This is a genomic window from Streptomyces sp. CHD11, from assembly GCF_018638295.1.
In the GTDB taxonomy this organism is placed as follows: domain Bacteria; phylum Actinomycetota; class Actinomycetes; order Streptomycetales; family Streptomycetaceae; genus Streptomyces.
Genome location: NZ_JABTTS010000001.1, coordinates 348,915 through 373,394 on the forward strand (window position 1 = coordinate 348,915; position 24,480 = coordinate 373,394).

A 24,480-nucleotide genomic window follows, 5' to 3' on the forward strand; every position below is an offset into this window, starting at 1 on the left:
CGCCGTCCCTCAGTTCCGCCTCGCCGCGGCCGGTGACATCCAGCAGCAGACCGTCCAGCGGCCCGCCGGCCAGCTCCACGTACGTCCGTCCCGCGCGCGGGCCCGGGTCGTCGTGGTCCGCCCCGTAGACCCGGCCGCGCATGAACTCCAGCTCGTCCATACCGGCAGCGTGGCATCCGCCACTGACAATGGGTCCTGGCCAGGGGTCGCCGGCCCACGGGCCGTGCGCCTCCGGGGCGGCGCTGGGCGTCTCCGGCCCGGCGCTGGGCGTCTCCGGGGCGGCGCTGGGCGTCTCCCACGGGGCGGGCACCCGGCCGTCGTTCCAGGCGAGCAGGGCGTCGCGCGGGACGCAGACGATGCCGCACCGCGCGGCGTACTCCTCGGCCGGGGCCGTGAACTCGCTGGTGGTGACGACGAGGGCCACGTCCGCCTCGTGGACGGTGTAGCAGGTGCCCCCGAATCGCTGGAGGTCCTGCGAGCCGACCTTGTTGTCGTCGCCGTAGCGTTTGCACTGGATGACGAGGCGCCGGCCGTCGGGGGCCAGCGCCACCACATCGGCCCCGAGGTCGCCGGCGCCGCCGACCACCTCCACCTGCGAGCAGCCGTCGCGCACGCACAGCGCCGCGGTCGCCTCCTCGAACTCCTCGGGGCTGAGGGCCTCGAAGTCGTCGTACGCGGGCCGCGGGTCCTCGGCGCGGGGCGCGGGCACGGCCGGAGCGGACGAGGGTGCCGGCTCCGGCGCGTCCAGGGCGTCGAGTGCGGTCTCGGTCGCCCGGTGCAGTGCCAGGCCCGTCCGGCGGGCGATCCGCGCGGCGGACAGCCGTCGTCTGCGCCGGTGGGCCAGCACGGCCGCGACGGCCACGCAGAGCAGGATCGCGGCCCACACCGGGCGCCGTTCCACGGCTCCGGCCAGCGCGCGCACGGCGAAACCGCCCGTGACCAGGGTGATGGCGAGGAGACCGAAGAACATGGCCGTCGCGCGCAGGTCGAAACGCCGCCCGCGGGGCAGCGGGCGCGTACGGCTGGAGGGCTTGGTCACCGTGGTGGTTCCCTTCTCTGGCGGCCGGCACGGCGGGCCCCGGCATGTGGTGCGGGGCCCGCCGAAGATCACGTAGCCCGTCTGCCCGGGATGGCTCCGTTCACCGGCGTGCGGCATATGCGGGCGGGGTAGAGGCGAAGTGTGCGCCGGCGGACGGCGACCAGAGAGGCGGACGGGTGGACTGGCGGGGATTCGCGCAGCAGATGGCATCAATGGCCCGTGACCTTCTGGCCGAGCACACCCTCGAGTCGACCCTGGAGCAGATCACGCGCTCCGCGGTGGCCCTCGTCGACGGCTGCGACGCCTCCGGAATCCTGGTGCTGCGGGACGGCCGGGTGAGTTCACTGGCCCCCACCGAACAGCTGGTGTCCGACAGCGACCACCTCCAGGGCCACCTGCGGGAGGGACCATGCTTCGACGCGGCCCGGCCGGACCGGACCGAGCGGGTCTTCCGCATCCCCGACTTCACCGAGGAGCCGGAGCGCTGGCCGCGGTTCGTACCCCGCTGCCGGGAGCTCGGGGTGGGCAGCATGATGGGGTTCCTGCTGTACACGCGGGAGGAGGAGCTGGGGGCGCTCAACATGTACTCCCGCAAGCCCGGGGTGTTCACCGAGGACAGCGAGACGGCCGGCTGGCTGCTGGCATCGCACGCGGCGGTGGCCTTCTCCACCGCCGTGAGCGACGCGCAGTTGCAGGAGGCCATCGCCACCCGGCATCTGATCGGGGAGGCGATGGGCATCCTGATGGGGCGGCATCACGTCACGGAGGACCAGGCCTTCGGCATCCTGCGCACACGGTCCCAGCGCACCAACACCAAGCTGCGTGAAGTGGCGCGCCAGGTCTGCGAGACCGGTACCGCGGGGAAGTGAGCCCGGGACCGGGGCCGTACGGGGCCGGTCAGCCGCCGCTCCAGGTGTGGGCGACGTCGATGACGAGTCGGCCGGGGAGCTCGAGGACCCGGAAGGGCAGCCGGGCGCGCACCCCGAGGCCGACCTGGGTGACGCCCTCGAAGCTGCCGGCGAACCGGGTGTCCTCGAAGGTGCGGTACCCGGTGAGGTTCACGCCGGGCAGGGGCCGGCCGGCCCGTGCGGGGTAGGTGGCCTCGCCCGTCTCGGGTGTGTAGGCGGGCGCGGCCACCCTCACCTCGAGGACGGCGCCGCCGGCGACGGGAAGGTACCGGCCCGATCCGTCCTGGTACAGACGGTCGACATAGCGGACGGAGTAGCCGAGACCCTCGGCCGTGGCGCCCGGCAGGTCGACGACCATCCGGTCGAAGCAGTCGTGCCGGCCGGTCCTGATGTCGCGTACCGGCGTGAGCGTGCTGTCGGTGTCGGACTTGGCGACGCTGCCCCAGCCGGTGGGGCAGGCCGCGGCCCGGGCGGGAGCCGCCTGGGCCGCCGACGCCGGGACCGCCGCCGTGGCCAGCATCGCGCCCGCGAGCGCGAACGTCACACAGATTGTTCTCGGTTGAAGCATTTTGGCCCCCTGGGCTCGCATCCTGCTGATATCGGGTGAGACGACCGGGATGCCCCGATGGTTGCGGCCGGTCGCCCAACGGCCGGGCATGGCACATCCTGGTGGGTAGCAACCGAGCGGATGTCCCGTGCGTCCGCACCGGGAGGGCGCGACATGGATGATGCAGCCGCCGTACCGCACGGGGAACGGCCGGCGGGAGGGCATGGCCGGGACGCGGAGGACATCGGGACCGCGCACCCGGAGCACCGCATCGAGGACACGCTCGCCGGTCCGGTGGTGGCGGCGGTCCAGGACGTCGGCGGCTACGGCGGCCTGGTGTATCTGCGCTCGCGCGACCGGCGCTCGCTGGTGCTCTGCGTGGTATCCGGCGTCCCGCGGTCGCTGCTGAAGCCGTGGTGGCGGGTCCCCGTGGGCGGCGCGCTGCCGCCGTGCGAGGTGTACCGCCGCGGCGAGGATCTCTGGCTGCCGGACGAGCGTGCGACGATGCTGCGCTTCCCCCAGTTCACCGCCGCCCTGCCCTACTCGTTCGCTCACGCCTACCACCCCGTGCGGGTCGGCGGCGAGGACGTGGGCGTGCTGGCCGTGCTGCGTTCCGCCACCCGGGAGCCGGCGGACGAGCGGCGGGTGCGGGCGGCGATGCGGGCGGCCGGACGGGACCTGGAGGAACGCCTCACCGAGTTCGCCCGCCGGATGCCCGGCCGGGAGGGCTCGGAAGCCATGGCCTACGGCATCGACTACGACGACCAGCCGGTGAACGTACGGCTGCCCACTCCCCCGGCGCGCGCCGTCGAGGTCGGCATCCTCGAGTGGGACCTGGACAGCGACCGGTGGTCGGGGGACGACGACGCGCTGTCCCTGCTGGGCATCGCCCGTGCGGAGTTCGGCGGCACCATGGCGGAGGTCGAGGACCGGGTCAGCCCCGAGGATCTGTACGAGCTCAGGGCGAGCCGCCGGGAGGCCGAGGACACCGGGCAGGTCAGAGCACGCCACTTCAGGGTGCTGGACGAGCCGGACGACGAGGGCCGGAACCGGTACCGGCCGGTGGAGCTCTGGGGCCACGTCGTACGCGTGGAGGGCGCCGCCCGGATCCTGGTGGGCGCCCTGGTCGACGCGGCCGGCGGGGCGACCGCGGCGGAGGCCGCGGAACGGCTGCCCGACGGGCTGTTCTCCCTCGACCAGGACGGCCGGGTCGTCTACGCCAATCACCCCTGCCAAAATCTGCTGGGGTGCGGCCTGGAACGCCTGCTGGGACATCACCCGTGGGATGTACTGCCCTGGCTGGACGATCCGGCCTACGAGGACCGCTACCGGGCGGCGATGCTGACGCAGGAGCCGGTGTCGTACCTGGTGCACGCCCCGGACGGGGCCTGGCTGGGATTTGTCCTCTATCCCGGTGTGCACGGTCTGACCGGCCGGGTCTTCCACACCGACGCCCCCGCCGGGGCGGAACGGGGCCGGGCCCTGTCGCCGGTCAGCGGGGGCACCGGAGCGCCGTCGGAGCTCGTCGCGCCGGCGCGCGTGGGGGCGCTCTACCACGTGGTGCAGATGGCCAGCGTGCTGACCGAGGCGGTCACCGTCAGGGACGTGTGCCGGGCCGTCGCCGAGCAGTTGCTGCCCGGGTTCGGCGCCCAGGAGATCGCCCTGTACACGATCCGTGACGGGCGGATGTACCTGTTGTGGGAGTCCGGCTACCCGCAGCATTTCCTCGACCCGTTCGAAGGCGTGCCGCTCGACGCGAACCTGCCCGGCGTGCACGCGCTGACCACCCGCCTCCCGCTGTTCTTCGAGTCGTCACAAGAACTGGTGACCGCCTATCCCGGGATCGCCCTGGACACGAAGAGCGCCTGGGCGTTCCTGCCGCTGATCGCCTCCGGCCATCCGGTCGGCTCCTGCATCCTCGGCTGGGACTCGCACCACCGGTTCACCCCGGAGGAGCGCAGCGCGCTGACCGCGCTGGGCGGGCTGGCCGCACAGGCCATGGAGCGGGCCCGGCTCTACGACGCCGAGTCCGCCGTGGCACGGGGGCTGCAGGAAGGCCTGCTGCCGCACCGGCTCCCCGACATCGACCGGCTGCGCGCCGCCGGCCGCTACCTGCCGGGGACGCAGGGCATGGCCATCGGCGGCGACTGGTACGACGTGATCCGGACGGGGCGCGGAGTGGCCCTGGTCATCGGTGACGTCGAGGGGCACAGCGTGGGCGCCGCCGCCGTCATGGGGCAGCTGCGCAGCGCGGTGCACGCCTTCGCCTCCAGCGGGCGGCCGCCGCAGGAGGTCATCACCCACACCAACCAACTGCTGGCCGAACTGGAGACGGACGTCTTCGCCACCTGTTGCTACATCGAGCTGGAGCCGGCCACCGGCCGCGCCCTGGCGGTCCGGGCGGGCCATCCGCCGCCCCTGCTGCGTCATCCGGACGGGCACACCGAGAGCCTGGACCTGCCCGGTGGCGTCATGCTGGGCGTGCAACCGGAGGCCGACTATCCGGTCACGGTGCTGACCCTGGCCCCCGGCAGTGTGCTCGCGCTGTACACCGACGGGCTCGTGGAGACGCCCGGCGGTGACATCGAGGCCGGCATCGAGGAGGTGCGTCTCCTTCTTGCCCGCAGCCGCACGGACTCCGTCGAGGAACTCGCCGACCAGCTCGTCCGGTCGGCCCGCCGGACCGAGGACCGCCCGGACGACGTGGCCCTGCTGCTGACCGCGTACGACCGGGAGAGCGGCCGGTGAGGCCGGGCGGAGCGCCGGGGGTCTCACGGCCAGTACGACCGCCGCGGGAACGGCGTCACCACCAGCCGCGACCACGCCGGCAGCCGGGTCAGAGGCAGTAGCGCACCAGCCACTCGTCCGAGTCGTAGGCGTGCCGGGCAGGATCCGGGGACGTGGCCGGCCGCTCCTCCACCATGTCCTCCACCCGTACCGGCTCCGGAAGACGTCCGAAGCGGGCGTGTCGCGCGGTGGCCTCCGCCCCGTCCGCGTCCTCGCGTGTGCGTACCGTCCCCTGCTCCACCGCGGCCTCCCTCGACCGGCCGTCCGGTGCTCCCCCTCGGGCAGCACCGCGGCCTCCCCATGCAGTGTCACACACCGGTGACTGAGGGGGACATCGCGCGTCACGCACGCCGGGGCCTGGGCCGGGGCCGAGAACGGCTCGGCCGGGGAGAGGAGAACGCGCCCATGTCTTCCGGACGCGACGCGCCGGATGCGGCGACGCGACGGCGGGCGGGTGCACTGCGGCGGGGCTGGGCGAGTGGCGCACCCGGCGCTTCCGCCGTCGTGATCGTGTCCTGGCTGGTGGCCCTGGTGACTCCGCAGGCCGCCGGCCGCTCGGCCGGCGGAAGCTACCCCGACGAGAACGAGGCGGCAGGGCCCGCGAGGGGCCCTGCCGCCGCGAAGGTGTGCCGCGAGGGATCAGGCGCTGCGCCGCACGCTCCGCAGGACGAAGAATCCGAAGATCACCAGCACTCCGCCGAGCGCGGCCGGCCAGAGCTGCCCCCCGGTCTCGGCCAGGCTGCCGCCCTGCGCCTGTGCCCCGGTGCGGTCCTCGGTCCCGAGCTCGGGAAGGCTGCCGGGCACCTGGGCGGCCTGGGCCGCCTGGCCGCCGTCGTCCTTGCCGCCCTGGTCCGCGGCACCGGCGTCGCCGTCCTGGGCCGGGAGCGAGGCCTTGACACCGGGCTGTGCGGTGGCGCCGCCGTCCGCGGGCTCCTCGGTCGCCGGGTCGTCCGGGTTCTGCGTGGGCTGCTCCTGGCCGCCGTTGTCCTGGTCGCCGCCGTTGCCGGGCTTGTCGCCGCCGCCGTTGTCCTGGTCGCCGCCGTTGCCGGGCTTGTCGCCGCCGCCGTTGTCCTGGTCGCCGCCGTTGCCCTGGTCACCGCCGTCACCCTGGCCGGGGTCGTCGGGAGAGGCCGTGGGCTCCTCCGGCTGCTGGGGCTCCTCGCCCTGATCGCCGCCGTTGCCGCCGCCGTTGCCGCCGTCACCGTTGTCGTTGCCGCCGTCACCGGCGCCGCAGGTGCGACCCTCGTTGATGCAGTCGACCACCTCGTTCATCAGGTCCTCGTCGAAGACGTTGATGAAGTCGCCGTGGTCCGTGATCGGCTTGTGCAGCTGCTCCGGGAAGGAGTCCACCGCGAACAGCGGTGTGGTCTTCCCGCCGTCTTCCAGGCTCGGCGCGTCGACGTCGTAGACGATGCGCTGCACCAGCTGCGGCACGGGCTCGAAGCCGGACGGGCAGTTGCCCGCGGCGTCCATGAACGCCATGTGCGTACGGTGGTTGGCGCTGTCGATGTTGCGGCCGTCCCAGCAGCTCTGGAAGTCGAACGTGCGTACCACGTCACTGCCCTGCGGGCACAGCGGGTACTTGTCCGTCAGCTGGCGGTCCTCGAAACCGGTGCAGCTCCAGGACGCGTTGGCGTTGCCGGGGCCGTTGACGAACGACTTGGCGTCACCGGTGATGATGCGCAGCAGCCGCGGCATGGCGGTGACCTCGCCCTGCGGGTTGCCCACGAAGGTCAGCGTGACCTCCTTGGGCGTGACGATCTCACCGACGTTGCCCTCGATACCGCCGCCCGGGGAGTTGGCGTCCTGCTCCTCGACCCCGTTCTGCAGGCGCAGCACCGGCCAGTAGTACGACGACTTGTCGCCCTGGTCCTCGCAGCTGGTCTCCGCCGCCGCCAGGTCGTCGTCGCTGGAGAAGGCGTTGGTGGCCTGGTTGCCGATGTAGTCGTGGAAGTGGTGGGCGCCGTTGCCGACACCCGGGGCGGCGATCACGTTGTCCGAGTTGAACAGGCCGTTCTCGTTGACGCCGCACTCGCTGGTGAAGGTACCGCGGGAGGCGTTGCCGGTCTGCCGCGGCGCGGAGACGTTGGGCTGGACGCTCTCGATGTCGACGTAGTCGCCGGCCACGGGCCCGTTGCCGGCCTGGCCACCGTTCCCGCCCTGGTCCTGCTGCCCCTGGTCCTGCTCTTCCTGACCCGGCTCCTGCTGGCCGTCGCCTCCGTCACCCGCCTGTTCGCCCCCGTCTTCCCCGCCTTCGCCGTCCTGCCCGGCGTCCGGCTGCGCGGGGGCGTTGCCGGACTCGCGCACGGCGCAGCCGGCGAGTTCCTCGAGGCCCTCGGGCCGGTCGCCCACCCGGTCGATCGCGGTCGCGATACGGGCGAGGGCCGCGGAGCGCTTCTCCTCGAGCGGACCCGCGATCGCGTTCTCCGCGAAGGCCGGGTCCTGCTTCAGGGCGTCGGCGGATTCCCCGAGCCGCTTGTAGGCATCGGCGATCTGCGCGTCCAGGGAGGCGAGTTCCTTGTCCACCTCCGGCCGCGCCTCTTCGGGCACCGAGGCCAGCTGGGTGGCGGTGGCCACGTCCGGGCAGTCGATCGTGGCGCCCGAGAGGACCTGCGCGTCGCCGGTCCCGCCCTCTTCCGTCGCGGAAGCGTAGACGTTGGCCGCCATCATCCCGCCTCCGCCCAGGATCAGGGCGAAGGCGGCGAGCGTCGCGCGCTGTTTCGGGCGTCTGCGTGTGTTGCGTGCCAAGGTAATACTCCTACGCGTCTGTCACGGGGGGGGTCGGCATGGGATTCCCACGCCCCATACGCAGACGGGCCGTCGTGCGTTCAGACGCCTCATGTTTTCTTCGGGGAACTTCAGGGAAAGCGGCCCCGGGCACGCCTGGTCCCCGCCGGACGAGGCGCCCGCCGGCGGGGACTTGACGATGTCCGGGATGAGGTGAGCGCGGCTCAGCCGAAGTTCACGTCACTGCACAGGAAGTACGTCTGGTCCATGTGCGAGGCCTGCCAGATCGTGTAGACGACGTGGCGGCCGGTGTAGCCGGACGTGCTCACCGGGATCGAGTAGTTCTGGCTGGGACCGTACGAGCCCGTGCTGGCCACCAGCTGCAGATCGTCCCAGCCCAGGGGTTGGGTGGCGGGGTCGAAGCCCTGCCGGGTGACATAGACGCGGAAGTAGTCCGCGCCGTGACTGGCCTGGTCGTACAGCTGGACCGTGAAGTTGTCGTCGATGTCCGTCGTCCTCCAGGCTCCCACCGTGTCCATGGAGTTGTAGCGTCCACCCTCGGTCCGCCCGCCGCTGCACAGCTGGCCGTCGGGGACGACGGCCTCGAAGTTGCCGCCCGAGCCGTTGCGGTAGAGGCCGTTCCAGTTCCACATGGCGTTGGGGTTGTCCTGCCATGCCTGCCAGCACATGGGGTCTTCCTGGGCCATCGCGGGATTCTGGAAGTCGCTCCCCCAGCGCTGCCAGCAGCCGTAGCTGCGGGACGCGGGATCGACCACGGAGCCATGGGCGACGGCGGTGCCGCTCCAGGGGATCAGACTGAGCAGCGCGGCGACCACGACGGTCAGAGCGAGCGAGACGCGGGACCGGACCGGTAATGCGTCATGCGCATGCCAAACCATGAGTTCCTTCTTTCCGCTGTGGGGGTTGCGGGGACAGGGTGCACGCCGCCCACCGTCCGCGTGGGAGCGCTCCCAATGCCTAGGCTGCGCCTGATGGCCCGGCGCGGCAACGCGCATTCGCGCCACTTCCCGGCGGGCCGTGGCGCGTTCGATGTGCTCGACACACGCGGGCACGGCCGGCACGCGCGGCCCGTACGACGCGTTCCGGCGGAGGGGACCACGGAAACGCCTGAGCGTCACAGCCGGCCGAGGTCACCCGTCGCGCGGCCGAGGCAGACGACCGAGTCGTCCATCGGCGTGGCGATCTCCTCGAAGCCCATCCGGCCGTAGAAGGCGCGGGCGGGCTTGTTGGCCGCCACCATCGTGAGATGGACGGACGGCACTCCCCCGTCCCGCAGTGCGGTGAGGAAGGTCCGCATCAGCTGCCGGCCATGACCGCGGCCCTGCCACTCGGGGAGCAGATCGATGTGCAGATGGGCGGGCCAGGCGGCCAGTTCCGGGACGACCATCCGCTCGGGGTGGTGCAGCAGCCAGGCGATCTCCTCGTCCGGCGTCCGCGGGGGTCCGGAGGGTTCGGGGTAGCGGTCCGCGACCAGCGGGAGCCATGCGGCCCGGAAGGTCCTGGCGAAGCGGACCGTGTCGGCGGTGCCGACGATGTAGCCGACCGCCCTGCCCTCTCCGTCGTCCAGCACGAAGGCCAGTTCGGGTTCCAGGTGGACGTAGGGGGCGGCGAAGGTGACGGGGAAGACGCCGGGGTCGGTGAAGTGGGGGCGGCTGTCCTGGCCGACGTGCGCGGTGCGGACGCAGATGTCGTCGAGGGCGGGCCGGTCCTCGCGCCGGTACGGGCGGATCCTGGGGGACGCGGTCATACTCGGCATCCTGCATCTCTGGGAGCGCTCCCACAAGTGCTTTCCGGCCAGGACCGCCCTGCGCGGCGAAGGCGTGACATGCCTGCCCCTGGTTACTCGGCGGCCATGAAGCTGCATATCCCGGGTCGCAACGGACAGGCCCACGAGAACGCGACGGAGAAGCATCGTCGGGACGACGGGGCGCGGCGCGCGGCACCGGGCGGAGACCGCCCGGTCCGGGAGACCCGGAGCGCTGACGCGGACACGACCGGGCCCGGACCGGACGACGAGGTGGAACGGGCGGCGCCGGACTCACTGACCAAACTGCCGAAAGGGGCGTGGCTCGCGGCGCTGAAGGGCAGTGTGCGCGAGTTCAAGGACGACGAGCTCACCGACCGGGCCGCGGCCCTGACGTACTACGGCGTGCTGGCGCTGTTCCCGGCGCTGCTGGCCCTGGTGTCGATCCTGGGTCTCACCGGCAGGTCCACCACGGACAAGGTGCTGGAGAACCTCCAGGAGCTCACCGCCCCCGGCGCCGCCCGCGACATCATCACCCAGGCGGTGCAGCAGTTGCAGGGCAACGCGGGCATCGGCTCGATCGTGGCGATCGTCGGTCTGGTGCTGGCCATCTGGTCGGCGTCGGGCTACGTGGCGGCGTTCATGCGGGCGTCGAACGCGGTCTACGACATGCCCGAGGGGCGTCCGGTCTGGAAGGTGCTGCCGGTACGCGTCGGGGTGACGGTCGCGTTGATGGTGATGGCCGTGATCAGCGCGCTGATCGTGGTGTTCACCGGCGGGCTGGCCCGTCAGGCGGGCGATCTGCTCGGTCTGGGCGACACCGCGCTGACCGTGTGGTCGATCGCCAAGTGGCCGGTGCTGGTCGTCCTGGTCACCATCATGATCGCGCTGCTGTACTGGGCGGCACCGAACGCGAAGGTCAGGGGATTCAGGTGGATCACCCCGGGCAGCTTCCTGGCGCTGGCGATCTGGCTGCTCGCCTCCGCCGGGTTCGCCCTCTACGTCGCCAACTTCGGTTCGTACAACAAGACCTACGGCACGATGGCCGGTGTCATCGTGTTCCTGATCTGGCTGTGGATCACCAACCTGGCGATCCTGCTGGGTCTGGAGTTCGACGCGGAGATCGCCCGGCAGCGGGCCATCGCCGGGGGCCATCCGCCGCAGGCGGAGCCGTACACGCAGCCGCGCGACACACGCGCCTGGGACGAGCAGGACCGGCAGCGGATGGACGAGACCTGACGGCGGCGGCCGGAAGGCCGGACCGCCGGCACCGGCGTCCGCACGGGCACGTCTCAGTCCATCAGGCCCGCCGCGAGCGTGGCGCCCAGTTCCCGGCAGCGCTCGACGGCGGCCCTGTCGGGTTCGCCGGTGACGGTCACGGGTTCCGTGGCACGCCGCCAGCCCAGACCCCCCGTGATCGTCTCCAGACCCCGCAGCGCCCCGGTGACGTCGCTGCCGCCGTGCACGTAACAGCCGAAGGGGCGTCCCCGGGTGGTGTCCAGACACGGGTAGTAGACCTGGTCGAAGAAGTGCTTGAGCGCCCCCGACATGTAACCGAGGTTGGCCGGCGTGCCGAGGAGGTAGCCGTCGGCGTCGAGCACATCGGTGGCCGTGGCGGACAGCGCCGCCCGCCTCACCACCCGCACCCCCTCGATCTCCGGGTCGCCGGCGCCGGCCAGTACGGCTTCGAACATCGCCTGGCAGTTGGGTGAGGGAGTGTGGTGGACGATCAGCAGAGTGCGCACCCCCCGACCCTGCCGTGCGGGTCGCCGCGCCCGCAAGCCGGGGCCGTTGTACCGGGGGCACGGGGGTGGCACGATGCCCCGCATCGGTACACGACGGACGGGGTGTGTCTTGGTCGACGAGGAACACGGGTCACCGGCGGCGGCGGTGTTCGACGCGCTGGGCGGCGAGTACGAGAAGGCGTTCGCCTCGTCGGCGGCCCACCGGGCCTCCCTGGACCGGCTGCTCGAGGGGCTGCCGCCCGGCAGCAGGGTGCTGGACGTGGGCAGCGGCACGGGCCGGCCCACGGCCGCCGTGCTCGCCGGAGCGGGGCACCGGGTACTGGGCGTCGACGTGTCCCCCGTGATGGTGGAGATCGCCTCACGGCAGGTGCCCGAGGCCGGGTTCCGGTGCGAGGACGTCCGGCGGATGGACCTCGGGGACGGCTCCTTCGACGCGGTCTGTGTCTACTTCGCGCTGCTGCAGATGCCCCGGGCCGAGCAGTCCCGGCTCGTGCACCGGCTGGCGCGGGCGCTGCGGCCGGGCGGCCTGCTCGCGCTGGCCACCGTGCCGCTGGACGTCGAGGAGTTCGACGGGGTGTTCATGGGACAGCCCGTACGGGTCACCAGTTTCGCGGCGGAGGACGTCATCGCCCTGGTGGGGGCGGCGGGGCTGACGGTGGAGTCGCGGGAGAGCGTGATGTTCACCCCCACCCATCCGGACGCCCGCCCCGAACCGCACCTCTTCCTGCACTGCCGCCGCGAGGAAGCGGAACCGGCGGGCTGATCCGGTCGGGCTGCCGCCGGCTCCGGCGGCCGGCCCCCCACCCTCCACACCCGTCCGTGCCGGCCGGCGCTCGGCGGTCCGGGACCGCCGGAGCGACTTCCTCGGCCCACGCGGCCGGGGGCAGGGGTTTCGCGCGGGGACGGGGCGGCGTCGGCCGGAGTCCGGCGTCGGCGCGCGTGGGGAGCCGGACCGGGGCCGCCGGCCGTCACCGCAGGGGCGGCCCGGTCTCCTTCCGGGCGGCCTGGAGGTCCGCGAGGAGTTCGGCCTGGCCGGCGAGGACGCCGGAGAGGATGGTGCGGGCGACCCTCAGCAGCTCGGCCACGTGCGGGCTGGTCAGCGAGTAGTACACCGTCGAGCCCTCCTTGCGGCCGACCACCAGGTTCGCCCGTCGCAGCACCGCGAGCTGCTGTGACAGGTGAGCCGGTTCGATGCCCACCTCGGGAAGCATCTCGGCGACCGCGTGCTCACGCTCACTGAGCAGTTCCAGTACGCGGATCCGGGCGGGGTGGCCCAGGGTCTTGAAGAACTCGGCCTTCAGCTGGTACAGCGGCGTGGTCATCGTGCCGTCCCCTTTCCGGCGCGGCAGCACGGCCCGGACAGCCGGCCCTCGGTCCATCGCCTCATCCGTTCGTCGGCACCCGCCTCGACGTTTTCCGACATTAGCAACTTCATACATCCCGGCCGTCCGCCGGTCTCACAGCGGGAGCGTGATCCAGATGCTCTTTCCCCCGCCGTCGGCGTCGCCCCGGACCACGGCGGTGCCCCCCAGGCCGTGCGTCAGCTCGACCACGGTGGCGAGGCCGCCCGGCCCGGCACCGGCCGGACCCGGCCGGTCCGGTCCGAACAGCCGGGGCCGGTGCGGATGGCGGTCGTGCACGGCGAGGACCAGGCAGTCGGGACTCGCCGCGTAGACCACCGTGGTCTGCGGGGAGGCCTCGGCGGCGTGCCGGACGCTGTTGGCCACCAGTTCGCTCACGATCAGCAGCGCCGGGCCCACCGCCGGATGCCGTTCACCGATGCCCCACGCGGCCAGAGCCCGTTCGGCGGTCTCCCGGGCGAGCCGTACGGCGCCCGGCCCGGTGGGCACGGTGAGGACGTGGCGGCGCGGCAGCGCGCCCAGTGCGGGAGTCGGGGTCACGGCGCCTCCCTGGCGGGTGCGGGCACCGGGGCCGGTGGCACGGCGGCGCCCGGCAGGACACCGTCGCGTACCAGGTGGGCACGGGCCGCGCCGATCGCCTCGGGTGTCGTGGCGTACTCCCGGCCCTGGTGCCGCAGCAGTTCCAGGACGCCCACGGAGTCGAGGGCACGGCGGTGGCCCGGGCGGATGCCGGAGGCCAGGACGAGGATGCCGCGCCGCTCCAGTTTCGTCACCGCGTCCTTCAGGACCAGCGCCCCGGTGGCGTCGACGACGCTCACGTGGGACATGCGCAGGACGACCACCCGTACGTCGGCGAGTTCGGTCAGTTCCAGCAGGAAGCGGTGTGCGGCGGCGAAGAAGAGAGGGCCGTCGATGCGGTAGGCCACGATGTGCTCGGCCAGCAGCGCGTGCTCCTCCTCCGTGTGGTCTCCCCGGTCCAGCGGCAGCGGCGCCAGCCGGGCCTGGCGGGCGACCGCACCCAGCGCGAGAACGCCGGCCACGGCCAGCCCGATGATCACTGCCTGGACGAGGTCGAGGACGAGGGTGGCGGCCGCCGTCAGCACGAGGATCACCGCGTCGGAGCGGGTGGCGCGGGTCATCGCCCGCAGCGAACCCACCTCGACCATGCGGACCGCCGTCGCGATCAGCACGCCGGCCAGGGCGGCCAGCGGGATCCGCGACACCAGCGGGGCGGCCGCGAAGACGATCACGGCGAGGACGGCGGCGTGCGTGAGCGAGGCCAGCCGGGAGGTCGCGCCGGTCCGGACGTTGACGGCGGTGCGGGCGATGGCGCCGGTCGCGGGGACGCCGCCGAACAGCGGGGAGGCGATGTTGGCGAGGCCCTGGCCGAAGAGTTCCCGGTCGGGGTCGTGTTGCCGGCCGACGGTCATGCCGTCGGCCACGGAGGCGGAGAGCAGCGATTCCAGGGCGGCGAGCGCGGCCACGGCCAGGGCGGGCGCGAGCAGGCTGCCCAGGGCGGCGGTGTCGACGAAGGAGAGCGAAGGAGCGGGCAGACCGGACGGCAGGTCCCCGATCGGCGGTGCCCCGTCCAGACCGGCGGCCTGCGTCACGACGGTGGCCCCGATCACCGCCAGGACGGAGAAGGGAACGGCCGGCTTCCAGCGCGCTCCGACGAGCATCACGGCCGCCACCGCCAGGGCCAGCGCCGGCGCGGTCCAGTTCGGGGCGCGGACGAACTCCCCGCCCGCCCGCCAGGCCACCACCAGGACCCGCTCGCCATCGGGTTCGGGCACCCCGAGCGCGTTCGGGATCTGCTGGAGTCCGATCACGCAGGCGATGCCCAGCGTGAAGCCCTCCACCACCGGCGCGGGCACGTACCGCATGCCGCCCCCGGCCCGCAGCAGCGCCAGCCCGATCAGGATCACACCCGCCATCAGACCGACGGTGAGCACACCCCCGGGCCCGTGGTCCGCGACGATCGGGACGAGAACCACCGTCATCGCGCCGGTCGGCCCGGAGACCTGGAGACTGGATCCGCCGAACACGGCCGCGAGGGCCCCGGCGACGACGGCGGTGGCGAGGCCCGCCTCGGCGCCGAGCCCCGAGGAGACCCCGAAGCCGAGCGCGAGCGGCAGGGCGACGACCGCCACGGTGAGACCGGCCAGCAGGTCACGGCGGGGGTGGCGCCGCATCTCACCCAGGTCGGCACGGGTGGGCAGCAGTGAGGTGATCCGGGACCGGACTCCGGCCTGTGACAGCGGTACGGACACGGCCCCTCGGTTTCGTTCGCGACGGAATGACGAGTCAAGCATGTAATGAATTGCGAAAATTTGCAATTCTGCAGGTCATGCCACCGCCCGGGGCGCGCTGCGGGGCGTCACCGGCCCCGCGCGGAGCCGGTTCGGCTGTTCTGCCCCTCATGCGGGCTCAGCCCGTCATCCGCTTCCGCCATGACGGCTCGACCCGCTGCCACTCGGCCTCCCACTCGGCCAACCGCCGCGACTGCAGCCGGGAGCGGACCACCCATCCGCCGAGCACCGCCGCTCCTGCGGCGCCCACGGCGACCGTGAGACCGGCCATGACGATCTGGAACCGCGCGTCCGCGCCCTCCGGCGGCGAGGAGACGAGCCGGCCCTCGGCGTCGTTGCGGACCGTGGCCTCGCTGCCCGCCTTCGCCCCCGCGTCGACCTCCGCCCGGCCGGTACGGGGGGTGCCGTCCGGGGCGGCCCACCGCACCTTGGCCCAGACACGGCCGTCCCCGTCCTCCGCCACGGCTGCGGGCGGGGCGTGGGCGGCGTCCTCCACGAGCACGGCAGGGACGGCGCGGGTGTGCTCGCGGCGGTCCTCGATCGACCCGCTCACCGCGCCGGCCGCGGCCACTCCGGCGAACATCCCTGCGAGCAGGGCGAGGACGAGGGTGGCGAGCAGCAGCCAGGCCTCGGCCAGATCGCTGCGACGGCGCAGCGGGTTCCTGCGCCACCGCCACAGCCGCACTCTGTGCGGCATCGCGCCATGCGCTGTCGCCATGGGAGGTCACCTCCTCACGCGGGTGCCGAACAGCGCCCCCTCTCCAGGATGGCCCTTCGGCTCCGGTCCGGCATGGGCCGAACGGCCCGGACCGCGGCCGCGTCAGACCGTGGGCCGCACGGCGACCACCTCGTGCTGCGGCACGCCGAGCACGACCTTGAGCGCCCCGGTCTCGGCGGCGTTGCCGAAGACGTCGTACCCCTCCTGCATGTGGTCGAGCGGGAAGGTGTGGGTGACCAGCGGGCGGGTGGGGAGCCGGCCGGCCGCCGCCATCCGCAGCAGAGTGGGGGTGGAGCGGGTGTCGACGAGTCCGGTGGTGATGGTGACGTTCCTGGCCCACAGGTCCTCGAGGTGCAGGGTGGCGGGTGCGCCGTGCACGCCGACGTTGGCCAGGCGCCCGCCGGGCCGCACCATACGGGCGCAGAGCTCGAAGGTCTCCGGGAGGCCCACCGCCTCGATGACCACATCCGCGCCGAGTTCGCCGGTGAGGTCCGCGATCAGCTGCTCGGGGTCCTCGCTCGCGTCGGCCACCGCGTCGGCCCCGAACTCCTTCGCCGCCTGCAGCCGGGACGGGACCGGGTCCACGGCGACGACGCGCTCGGGCGCGAACAGCCCGGCGGTGGCGATCGCCGCGAGTCCGACGGGCCCGGCGCCCACCACGGCGACCGTGTCACCGGGGCTGACCCGGCCGTTGAGTACGCCGACCTCGTAGGCGGTGGGGAAGATGTCGGCCAGCAGTACGGCGTCCTCGTTCGCGACGGCGCCGGGCAGCGGGTGCACCGAGAGGTCGGCACAGGGCACCCGGACGTACTCGGCCTGGGTGCCGTCGACGCGGTGACCGAGGATCCAGCCGCCGCCGCCGCGGCACTGGCCGTACACGCCCTCACGGCAGTGACCGCAGCGCCCGCAGGCGGAGATGCAGGAGACGAGTACGCGGTCCCCCGGGCGTACGGTGCGGACGTCGGTGCCGGTCTCGACGACCTCGCCGACGGCCTCGTGGCCGAGGACGGTGCCGGGGCGGACCTGGGGCACGTCGCCCTTCAGGATGTGCAGGTCCGTCCCGCAGACGGTGACGGCGTCGACGCGGACGATCACGTCGGCGGGGTCCTGGATCCGCGGGTCGGGAACCTCCTCCCAGGCGGACTGCCCGGGGCCGTGGAAGACGTAACCCTTCATGCCGATCCTCGCTTCTCTCGCTCCGGGCGGGCTTCGGCACCGGGCGCGGGCGGGCCCGCCTGTGTCGGTGGGGCCCGGGTGGGTGCCGGGGCCGCTCTGCACTCACTTCCAGTCTGAGCGCAGCCGGGCGGATCCGCGCGGGGCGCCGGGCACGCGGCACGGCGCGGGGCGCTGGGCGCGCGGCACGGCACACGGCGCGGGGGGCTGGGCGGCACAGCGCGGGGCGCGCCGCGCGGGGCACAGCACCCGGCGGGAGCGCGCGGACACGGGCAGGGCGGCGGGGGTCCGGTTCGTCGCCTCCGCTGCCCCGGGGGCTTCGCCCCCGGACCCCCGTTCACGCAGTCCCCGCGCCCTTGAGGGGGAGGCTCACGCGACGGGGCGGGCGATGCCGCTGTGGAGGAGGTGGCGGGTCTGGCGTGTCGAGTCGCTCAGGTGCTGGAGGAGCCGGGTGAGGAGGTCGTAGAGACGGCGAACCGCTGCGAGGCGCTCCAGGCGGGGGGCGAACGCCGACAGGGCGATGGCCAGGGCGATGCCGAGCCAGGCGACGGGGCCGAGCGGGGTGCAGCCGAAAAAGTGGCTGACCCCGGGCGTCTGGACCAGGCCGGCCAGCACCGCGGCGGAGCCCAGGGCGGTCACCCACACCAGGGGGCTGTGGCGGCGTCCGGAGAGGGTCTGCACGAGCTGGGCGCCGACCACTCCGTACAGGGCCATCGTGGTGGAGCGGCGTTCGGTGCCGGGGGTGAGACGGCCGAACAGGTACGCCGTGACCGCGCCCAGGCATGTGGTCACGCCCCGGCGCCGGATGGAGCGCAGCAGGGGTGTGCCGAGGACGTCCAGGCCCATCGGGCCGGTCGCGGCGTGCGCCGCCGTCGACGGGTCGTCGCTCGGTGTCACCGCCACCGCCATGGCGGGGAACATGTCGGTGAGCAGGTTGACCAGGAGCAGCTGACGGGTGGACAGCGGTGACGACCCGGCGAGGAGGGTGCCCAGCACGCTGAAGCCGACCTCGCCGGCGTTGCCGCCGATGAGGATGCTCACCGCGTCGGCGACGCTGCGCCACAGCGCGCGGCCCTCGCCGACGGCGTCGGTCAGGACGGACAGGTCACCGGTGGTGAGCACGATGTCGGCGGCGTTACGGGCGGCGGCGGAGCCGCGGGACTCGATGGCGACGCCCACGTCGGCGGCGCGGATGGCGGCGGCGTCGTTGGCGCCGTCCCCGGCCATCGCCACCACACGGCCGGCCTGTTGAAGGGCCTCCACGACGTGGAGCTTCTGTTCGGGTGCGACCCGGGCGACGACGCCGGCGCCGTGCAGCGCGCGGACCCGGTCGCTGCGTCCCATGGCGACGAGTTCGTCCCCGGTGACCACGGCCGTCTCCTCCGGCCAGCCCAGTTGCAGGGCGATGGCGCGGGCGGTCTCCGGATGGTCGCCGGTGAGCATGACGGGCAGGATGCCGGACCGGCGCAGTGCGGTGAGCAGTTCCTGCGAGGTCTCGCGGGGCACGTCCGCGAGGGCGATCAGCCCGGCGAACTCCAGGTCGCCGAGTTCGGCGTCGAGTTCGGCGTCCGGGTCGGATCGCCGGCACGGGCGCCGGGCGACGGCGAGGACGCGCAGCCCCTGTCCCGCGAGGGTGTGGGCCGTCCCGGCCGCCTCGTCGGGGAGGTCGCGGCAGGCGGGCAGGACCGTCTCGGGGGCGCCCTTCACGACGAGCATGCGGCTTGTGCCGTCGGCGCCCTCGCGGCCGACCGCCGCCGCGTAGCCGCGGCTGGCCTCGAAGGCCAGTTCGCCCTCGGCCGTCCAGGCGGGGTCGGGCGGGGCGGCGTCGAGGACCGCCTCGTCGGTGGCGTGGTGGACGCGGCGTCCCTCGGAGGTCTCCTCCTGCGGGCAGGCGCGCGCGGCCAGCCGGACGACCGGCACGGCGCCGTCGGCGCCCGGGGCGAGGACGGTGCCGTCGGCGGTGGCCGCCCGGACCAGCCGGAGCCGGTTCTCGGTGAGGGTGCCGGTCTTGTCGAAGCAGACGGTGTCGACCCGGCCGAGCGCCTCCAGGGTGCGCGGGGTGCGGACCAGGACGCCGCGCCGGGACAGCCGGCGGGCGGCGGCCATCTGGGCGACGGTCGCCACGAGTGGCAGCCCCTCGGGGACGGCGGCGACGGCCACGGCGACCCCGCCGCTGACGGCCCGCCGGACCGGGCTGCCGCGCAGCAGGGAGAGCCCGGTCACCAGCGCGCCGCCGGTGAGGGTGACCGGCAGTGCCTTGCGGGTCAGTTCCTGCAGGCGTGCCTGGACCCCGGCGGGCGGCGGGGTGCGGGCGGCCAGGGCGACGGCGCGTCCCGCCTCGGTGCGGTCGCCGGTGTCCACGACGAGCGCGTCGGCCCGGCCGGCCACCACGGTGGTGCCCTCGAAGACCATGCAGGTCCGCCGGGGCACCGGCGCGCCGGGGGTCGGTTCGAGGCCCTTGGTGACGGGCAGGGACTCGCCGGTGAGCGAGGACTCGTCGACCTCCAGCCCGTCCTCCTCCAGCAGCCGCGCGTCCGCCGGTACGACGTCGCCGGCGGTGAGGGTGATCCGGTCCCCCGGCCGCAGCCGGGCGGCGTCCACGGTGACCGTGCGGCGTTCGCCGTCCTGCCGGCGTGCCTGGGGCCGCTGCCGGGCGGCCAGCCGGGCCAGCGCCCGTTCGGCGCGCAGCCGCTGGAGTCCGCCCGCCACCGCGTTGATGTCCATGGCGCCGACGACGAGCAGCGCGTCGACGAGCGAGCCGAGCAGCGCCGAGGCGACCGCCCCGGTGGCGAGGACGGGGGTGAGCGGGTCGTCGAGCTCGCGGCGGACGGCGCCGGCCGCCTGCCAGGTCCAGCGGGCGGGCCCGAGGACCGGCGTACGGGCGAGGCGGGACGCCCGCTGCCCGGCGCGGCCGGTGAGCAGGGCGAGTCCCTGGGGTTCGGTGGCGGTACCGGGGTCGCGCAGCAGGTCGCGTGCCTGGTGGGGTTCGAGGGCGTGCCAGGGCACGTGCAGCCGGGGCTCGGGCGGCGCGGCGCGGGCCACCCGTACGGCCTCGGTCCAGCCGGTGAGCAGGGCGGCCGCCGCGGCGATGTTCACCGGGGCGTGCCGGGTGAGCCGCTGCCACAGCCGGCCGCCGGGGGTGCCGCCGCGGGCCACCATGAGCCCGGACAGGGCGGCGCCCGCACGGGCCAGGGTCTGCGAACGTCGGCCGACCCGGCGGGCCGCCGGAATCGCGGTCAGCAGCCGCCAGACGTCTCCCAGTCCGCCCGTGGCGAGGGCGTCGGCGCCCCAGGCGACCGCCGAGCGGGCGTCGGTGAGGGCGATCGCCACGTCGCCGGCGGGCAGACCGTCCGCCACGTCGTCGTTGCCGTGCGCGGCCACCCGGGCGACGCTCACCACGATGTGCCCGTCGTTCTGCAGTGCCCGTACGACGTCGCCGAACGGCAGGCCGGCCGGGGCGACCTCGTCGGCGAGGCGGGTGATGTCCTTCAGGTCGGAGCCGCCGGTGATCACGACATGCAGTCCTGCCCGGCGGGCGGCGTCGAGGACCGCCTCGGCGCAGGGGTCGACGGGGTCGTGGAACACGGCCCCGGAGGTGGGGGGTGTGGGGTCGCGCAGGGCGTCGGCGTGCAGGACGAGGGAGTCGGCGATCTCCAGCTGCCACAGTCGCCGCCCGCTGCGGACCAGGACACCCGATCCGGCGAGCCGGGCGCCGAGCAGCGCGTCGAAGGCGGCGGGGCCGTAGCGTGCCGCCTTCGGTGACCCGGCCAGGACCGCTTCGGCGGCCTCCGCGGCGTCGTGCGTGACGAGGAGGGTGGCGGCGGCGCCCGCGACGCTGCCGGTGCCGGCGTGGGCCGCGTAGGCCTGGGCCGGGGTGACGTGCAGCGGGGGGCGGACGCCGGCGGGGCAGGGGATGCTGGTGCGCCGTTCGAGGCAGAGGGCGTCGTGCAGGGTCTCGAAGGCGGCGGCGCGGGCGGTCGCCTCGGCCAGCTGACCGGTGCGCAGCAGTGCGTCGAGGACGAGGGAGACGGGGGACTGTCCCGCGCCGTGCGCGGCGGCGTTGGCGGCGGCGAGCAGGAGTTCCATACCGCTGCGGCCGAACCGCTGCCGCAGCAGGGCACGGAAGCGGGGGTTCTCGCGCAGCAGGGTGACGGCGGCGGTGACCGCCTTGGGGCTGCGGGGCAGGCGCAGGGACCGGCCCGCCAGGGCCCCGGCCGCGCCGGCGGCGTCCAGCAGCAGACCGGCGGCGGCGAGCCTGACGTCGCGGGGGTCGCCGGGGTGGGCGCTCGCCGTCTCCTCCTCGGGCTCCTCGGGGCCCGCCTCCTCGGTCAGTCCGAGGCGGGCGGCGAGTGCGACGGCGTGCTCGCTCACCCGGTCGCCGGCCGTGTCCGTCACCGCGGTCACCACGAGACGGGCCAGTCCCTCGTCCCAGTACGCGGTCAGGACGTCCGGGTGGCCGAGGAGTTCGGCGGCCGCCTTGCGGGCGAGCGGGGCGAGGGTACCGTCCGGGCCGTGCAGGGCCAGGTGGACGCGGTGTCCGGCCCGCCAGTGCCGGCCGCCGCCGAGGGCGCCCCGGGCGACGTGGCTCAGCCTGCGTGTCGTGTCCTGGACGGACGTCAGTCCCTGTGCGGCGCCGCGGGCGGCGCCGGCGGCGGTTCCCGCCACAGCGCCGGCGAGAGGGGCTACGTCGAAGAGTGTGAGCATCTGGGGTTCCGTGATCGTGGCTCAGCGGGTCTGCCGGTCGCCGCGCGCTCGCGCGGGGGCGGCGGACGGCCCGTGGTGCGTCGTGGCCTCGGCCACCTGCTTCAGTCCCTCGGCGGTGGCGGTGTCCCCCACCTTGGCGGGCTCGTGGTGCACCGTACGGTCCGTCCGGCCACCCGTGCGGCGTGCGGGTGTGAGCCGGTCACCCGGGCCCGCGGGCGGCTCGGAGCCGGCCTCGCGGCCGTGTTCCGGCAGACCCCGGCCCGGCGCCCGCGGGTGCCCGTCCGTGACGGCCGGTGCGCCGTCGGCCCCCTGTCCGGGACGCGGCCGGGTGAGCCAGGCGACCGCCGCGCCGGTCAGCGCCACCGGCCACTCGACGAGCCCGGCGACCCCGAGCACCCCCGCTCCGGTGTAGACGGCGATCCGGCGTCCGCGCGGGGAGACCGCGCCGATCGTGTCGAGGGCGCCGCCTGCCACCCTCTCCACCTGCTCCGCACCCGGCAGCCGGCGCAGACCGCCGGCGACCGCCCGCAGCGGCTGCGGCAGATCCGGCGAACGAGACGTGTCCTGGTCCATGTCGACCTCCGCGAGCGCGACCATCGGGGGAACCCACGGCACAGGTGCCGTTCACCCCATGTTCAACCGTTACGGGCCCGAGCGCTTTCCCAGTACACCCGAGCCTGTCCCCCGGCCGTGCGCGGCCGGACGTCCCCCCGCCCGCCTCCGTGTCGGAACGGGCACGCCGGGTACTAGGTAGCTTCCCGGGCGGGCGGGGGGCCGGAGTCGCGGCCGCAGGGACCGCCCGGCCGGCGAAGGGAGCGGTCATGAGGGAGCGGTCATGACGGAGAACGGCGAGGACACCACGCCCGGCGCCGTTCGCCCGGCGTCCCCGGACCTCCGTCTGGCCTCGGACGCCCCGGGAAATCCGCCGCCGATTGCTCCGGCCGAGGTGCGGCCCCCGGTGGAGGGCGACGTCCCGGAACTGCCGCGCGACCGCAATCAGGCCATCCTGGAGGCGGCCAAGCAGGTCGGCGCGGTACTGAAGCGGGGCGGGCATCTCTTCGCGCTGGCCGGCAGTGTCGCGGTCCACGCCCACGGCGGCAGCGGCAATCTCCAGCACGACGTCGACTTCTGCGTCCGGCCGGAGGACGCCGAGGCCGTGGCCACCACACTCCGGGAGGCCGGGCTGACGGTCTACACCCCGCCCGAGGACTGGCTGATCAAGGCCACCTGCTTCGGACAGGACGTGGACATCATCTTCGAACTGGCGCACCGGCCCGTCTCCACCGAGATGCTCCAGCGGGCGCGGGAGCTTCCGGTGGAGTCGGTACGCATGCCGGTCCTGGCACCCACCGATCTGCTGGCCGGCCTGGTGGCCGCCTTCTCCGAGCACCACTGCGACTTCGGGGCGGTCCTGCCGATCGCCCGCGCCCTGCGGGAGAAGGTCGACTGGGACCGCGTCCGCCGCGAGAACGGGGACGAGCCCATGCCCGCGGCCTTCTTCTTCCTCCTGGAACGCCTGAACGTCATCTGAACGCCTCATCCGAACGCCTCATCCGAACGCCGGCGGAAGGAACGACCATGAGCATCCACGACGCCGGTTCCGCGGCGGGCACACAGGCCGCCCGGAGCCCCGAGTACCGCGTCGCCCACCTCCAGGACCGGCTCGCCTCCGGGGAACTCGGCGAACTCGGTGTGCGGGTCGAGGTCCGCGGCGGGACCGTACGGGTCACGGGCACCGTCCCCTCCGCCCGCTGCCGCGAGGAGGTGCTGAGCACGGTGCGGGAGGAACTGACCGGACTCGAGGTGCACTGCGACATCGTGATCAGTGAACCCTCGTCGCCCGACCACGCGGAGGAGCTGTGATGATCCGCGTCGCCGCCGTGGGGGACATCCACATGAGCCCCGACACCCGGGGCGTGCTGCGTCCCGCGTTCGACACCCTGCCCGAGCGGGCCGACCTCCTGCTGCTGGCGGGGGATCTCACCCGGCACGGCACGGTCGGGGAGGCGCGGGTGGTGGCCGACGAGATCCGTGGCCTCGGGGTGCCGGTGGTCGCGGTGCTCGGCAACCACGACCACCACGACGACCGCCAGGACGAGGTCTCGGACCTGCTGCGGGACGCCGGTGCACAGGTCCTGGAGGGTGAGTCGGCGGTCGTGCCGGTCGGGGAGGTGCGGGTCGGCGTGGCCGGCACCAAGGGTTTCGGCGGCGGGTTCGTGGGGGCCAGCGCCGGAGAGTTCGGCGAGCCGGTGATGAAGGAGTTCGTCCGGGTGTCCCGGCGGTGCGCCGACGGTCTGCGGACCGCGCTGGAGCGGCTGGCCGCGGAGGGCTGCGACGTCCGGATCGCCCTCACCCACTACTCCCCCGTACCCGAGACGCTGGCCGGGGAGCCGCTGGAGATCTATCCGTTCCTGGGCAGTTATCTGCTGGCCGAGGCGATCGACACGGCCGGCGCCGACCTCGCCGTGCACGGGCACGCGCACGCGGGCACGGAGCACGGCATGACCACGGGCGGGGTCAAGGTGCGCAATGTCGCCCAGCCGGTCATCGGCCGCGCGTTCCACGTGTACCACCTGCCGGTCCGCGAACGCGTCGGCGCCGGGACGCCGGCCGTCTGACCCCGTATCCCGCACCCCGCACCCCGCACCGGCACCGGCACCGGCACCGGCACCGGCACCGGCACCGGCACCGCAGGTA

20 protein-coding genes and 1 pseudogene are annotated in these 24,480 nt (G+C 74.1%); 7 read left to right on the top strand and 14 right to left on the bottom strand.

The window, feature by feature from the left end; genetic code table 11:
* Window positions 1-295: 295 nt before the first annotated feature.
* Window positions 296-970: pseudogene (locus HTV45_RS01385) on the bottom strand (restriction endonuclease); the annotation flags it as partial.
* A gap of 272 nt (window positions 971-1,242) precedes the next feature.
* Between HTV45_RS01385 and HTV45_RS01390 the strand changes: the two are divergent.
* Complete coding sequence (locus tag HTV45_RS01390; RefSeq protein WP_215203682.1) at window positions 1,243-1,908, top strand: GAF and ANTAR domain-containing protein; 666 nt, start codon at window positions 1,243-1,245, stop codon at window positions 1,906-1,908.
* Window positions 1,909-1,936: 28 nt separating this feature from the next.
* On the opposite strand, the gene HTV45_RS01395 is transcribed toward HTV45_RS01390, so the two are convergent.
* A complete protein-coding gene (locus HTV45_RS01395; protein ID WP_215203683.1) occupies window positions 1,937-2,515 on the bottom strand; it encodes a hypothetical protein in 579 nt (192 codons plus the stop codon).
* Between the two features lie 153 nt (window positions 2,516-2,668).
* Between HTV45_RS01395 and HTV45_RS01400 the strand changes: the two genes are divergently transcribed.
* Entirely contained in the window at window positions 2,669-5,242 is a 2,574-nt protein-coding gene (locus HTV45_RS01400; RefSeq protein WP_215203684.1) for a SpoIIE family protein phosphatase, read from the top strand.
* Between the two features lie 88 nt (window positions 5,243-5,330).
* On the opposite strand, the gene HTV45_RS01405 is transcribed toward HTV45_RS01400, so the two are convergent.
* The 4 genes from HTV45_RS01405 to HTV45_RS01420 form a co-directional block, all read right to left on the bottom strand.
* Window positions 5,331-5,522, bottom strand: coding sequence for a hypothetical protein (locus tag HTV45_RS01405; RefSeq protein WP_215203685.1), 192 nt, complete (start codon window positions 5,520-5,522; stop codon window positions 5,331-5,333).
* A gap of 398 nt (window positions 5,523-5,920) precedes the next feature.
* Entirely contained in the window at window positions 5,921-7,948 is a 2,028-nt protein-coding gene (locus tag HTV45_RS01410) for a DUF1996 domain-containing protein (RefSeq protein ID WP_215203767.1), read from the bottom strand.
* A 284-nt stretch (window positions 7,949-8,232) separates the two neighbouring features.
* A complete protein-coding gene (locus HTV45_RS01415; protein WP_215203686.1) occupies window positions 8,233-8,907 on the bottom strand; it encodes a lytic polysaccharide monooxygenase in 675 nt (224 codons plus the stop codon).
* Window positions 8,908-9,143: 236 nt separating this feature from the next.
* Window positions 9,144-9,776, bottom strand: a complete 633-nt coding sequence (locus HTV45_RS01420) for an N-acetyltransferase (RefSeq protein WP_215203687.1) — start codon at window positions 9,774-9,776, stop codon at window positions 9,144-9,146.
* 105 nt (window positions 9,777-9,881) lie between these two features.
* On the opposite strand from HTV45_RS01420, the gene HTV45_RS01425 reads away from it, so the two are divergent.
* A complete protein-coding gene (locus tag HTV45_RS01425; protein ID WP_215203688.1) occupies window positions 9,882-11,012 on the top strand; it encodes a YihY/virulence factor BrkB family protein in 1,131 nt (376 codons plus the stop codon).
* Window positions 11,013-11,065: 53 nt separating this feature from the next.
* Here HTV45_RS01425 and HTV45_RS01430 read toward each other — a convergent pair whose 3' ends face one another.
* Complete coding sequence (locus HTV45_RS01430; RefSeq protein ID WP_215203689.1) at window positions 11,066-11,518, bottom strand: flavodoxin family protein; 453 nt, start codon at window positions 11,516-11,518, stop codon at window positions 11,066-11,068.
* Between the two features lie 73 nt (window positions 11,519-11,591).
* On the opposite strand from HTV45_RS01430, the gene HTV45_RS01435 reads away from it, so the two are divergent.
* The gene (locus HTV45_RS01435) at window positions 11,592-12,281 is read left to right on the top strand and encodes a class I SAM-dependent methyltransferase (protein ID WP_215203690.1); all 690 of its coding nucleotides are present in this window, start codon (window positions 11,592-11,594) and stop codon (window positions 12,279-12,281) included.
* 205 nt (window positions 12,282-12,486) lie between these two features.
* On the opposite strand, the gene HTV45_RS01440 is transcribed toward HTV45_RS01435, so the two are convergent.
* The 7 genes from HTV45_RS01440 to HTV45_RS01470 form a co-directional block, all read right to left on the bottom strand.
* On the bottom strand, window positions 12,487-12,840 hold the full coding sequence (locus HTV45_RS01440) for a metalloregulator ArsR/SmtB family transcription factor (RefSeq protein ID WP_215203691.1): 354 nt from the start codon (window positions 12,838-12,840) through the stop codon (window positions 12,487-12,489).
* A 135-nt stretch (window positions 12,841-12,975) separates the two neighbouring features.
* Complete coding sequence (locus tag HTV45_RS01445) at window positions 12,976-13,419, bottom strand: ATP-binding protein (protein WP_215203692.1); 444 nt, start codon at window positions 13,417-13,419, stop codon at window positions 12,976-12,978.
* The gene (locus tag HTV45_RS01450; RefSeq protein ID WP_308308981.1) at window positions 13,416-15,149 is read right to left on the bottom strand and encodes a SulP family inorganic anion transporter; all 1,734 of its coding nucleotides are present in this window, start codon (window positions 15,147-15,149) and stop codon (window positions 13,416-13,418) included. Before HTV45_RS01450 ends, HTV45_RS01445 begins: the two co-directional genes overlap by 4 nt.
* A gap of 157 nt (window positions 15,150-15,306) precedes the next feature.
* Window positions 15,307-15,906 (bottom strand): hypothetical protein, encoded by a 600-nt coding sequence (locus HTV45_RS01455; RefSeq protein WP_215203694.1) that lies wholly within the window; start codon window positions 15,904-15,906, stop codon window positions 15,307-15,309.
* Between the two features lie 102 nt (window positions 15,907-16,008).
* Window positions 16,009-17,082 (bottom strand): zinc-dependent alcohol dehydrogenase family protein, encoded by a 1,074-nt coding sequence (locus HTV45_RS01460; protein WP_215203695.1) that lies wholly within the window; start codon window positions 17,080-17,082, stop codon window positions 16,009-16,011.
* A gap of 366 nt (window positions 17,083-17,448) precedes the next feature.
* The gene (locus HTV45_RS01465; RefSeq protein WP_215203696.1) at window positions 17,449-21,783 is read right to left on the bottom strand and encodes a cation-translocating P-type ATPase; all 4,335 of its coding nucleotides are present in this window, start codon (window positions 21,781-21,783) and stop codon (window positions 17,449-17,451) included.
* Window positions 21,784-21,804: 21 nt separating this feature from the next.
* On the bottom strand, window positions 21,805-22,356 hold the full coding sequence (locus HTV45_RS01470; protein WP_215203768.1) for a hypothetical protein: 552 nt from the start codon (window positions 22,354-22,356) through the stop codon (window positions 21,805-21,807).
* Window positions 22,357-22,618: 262 nt separating this feature from the next.
* Here HTV45_RS01470 and HTV45_RS01475 point away from each other — a divergent pair, with 262 nt between their 5' ends.
* The 3 genes from HTV45_RS01475 to HTV45_RS01485 are packed head-to-tail and all read left to right on the top strand — an operon-like array spanning window position 22,619 to window position 24,401.
* Window positions 22,619-23,314 (top strand): nucleotidyltransferase family protein, encoded by a 696-nt coding sequence (locus tag HTV45_RS01475; protein ID WP_215203697.1) that lies wholly within the window; start codon window positions 22,619-22,621, stop codon window positions 23,312-23,314.
* A gap of 47 nt (window positions 23,315-23,361) precedes the next feature.
* Complete coding sequence (locus tag HTV45_RS01480; protein ID WP_215203698.1) at window positions 23,362-23,646, top strand: BON domain-containing protein; 285 nt, start codon at window positions 23,362-23,364, stop codon at window positions 23,644-23,646.
* Window positions 23,646-24,401, top strand: a complete 756-nt coding sequence (locus HTV45_RS01485; RefSeq protein WP_215203699.1) for a metallophosphoesterase — start codon at window positions 23,646-23,648, stop codon at window positions 24,399-24,401. Before HTV45_RS01480 ends, HTV45_RS01485 begins: the two co-directional genes overlap by 1 nt.
* Window positions 24,402-24,480 lie beyond the last annotated feature (79 nt).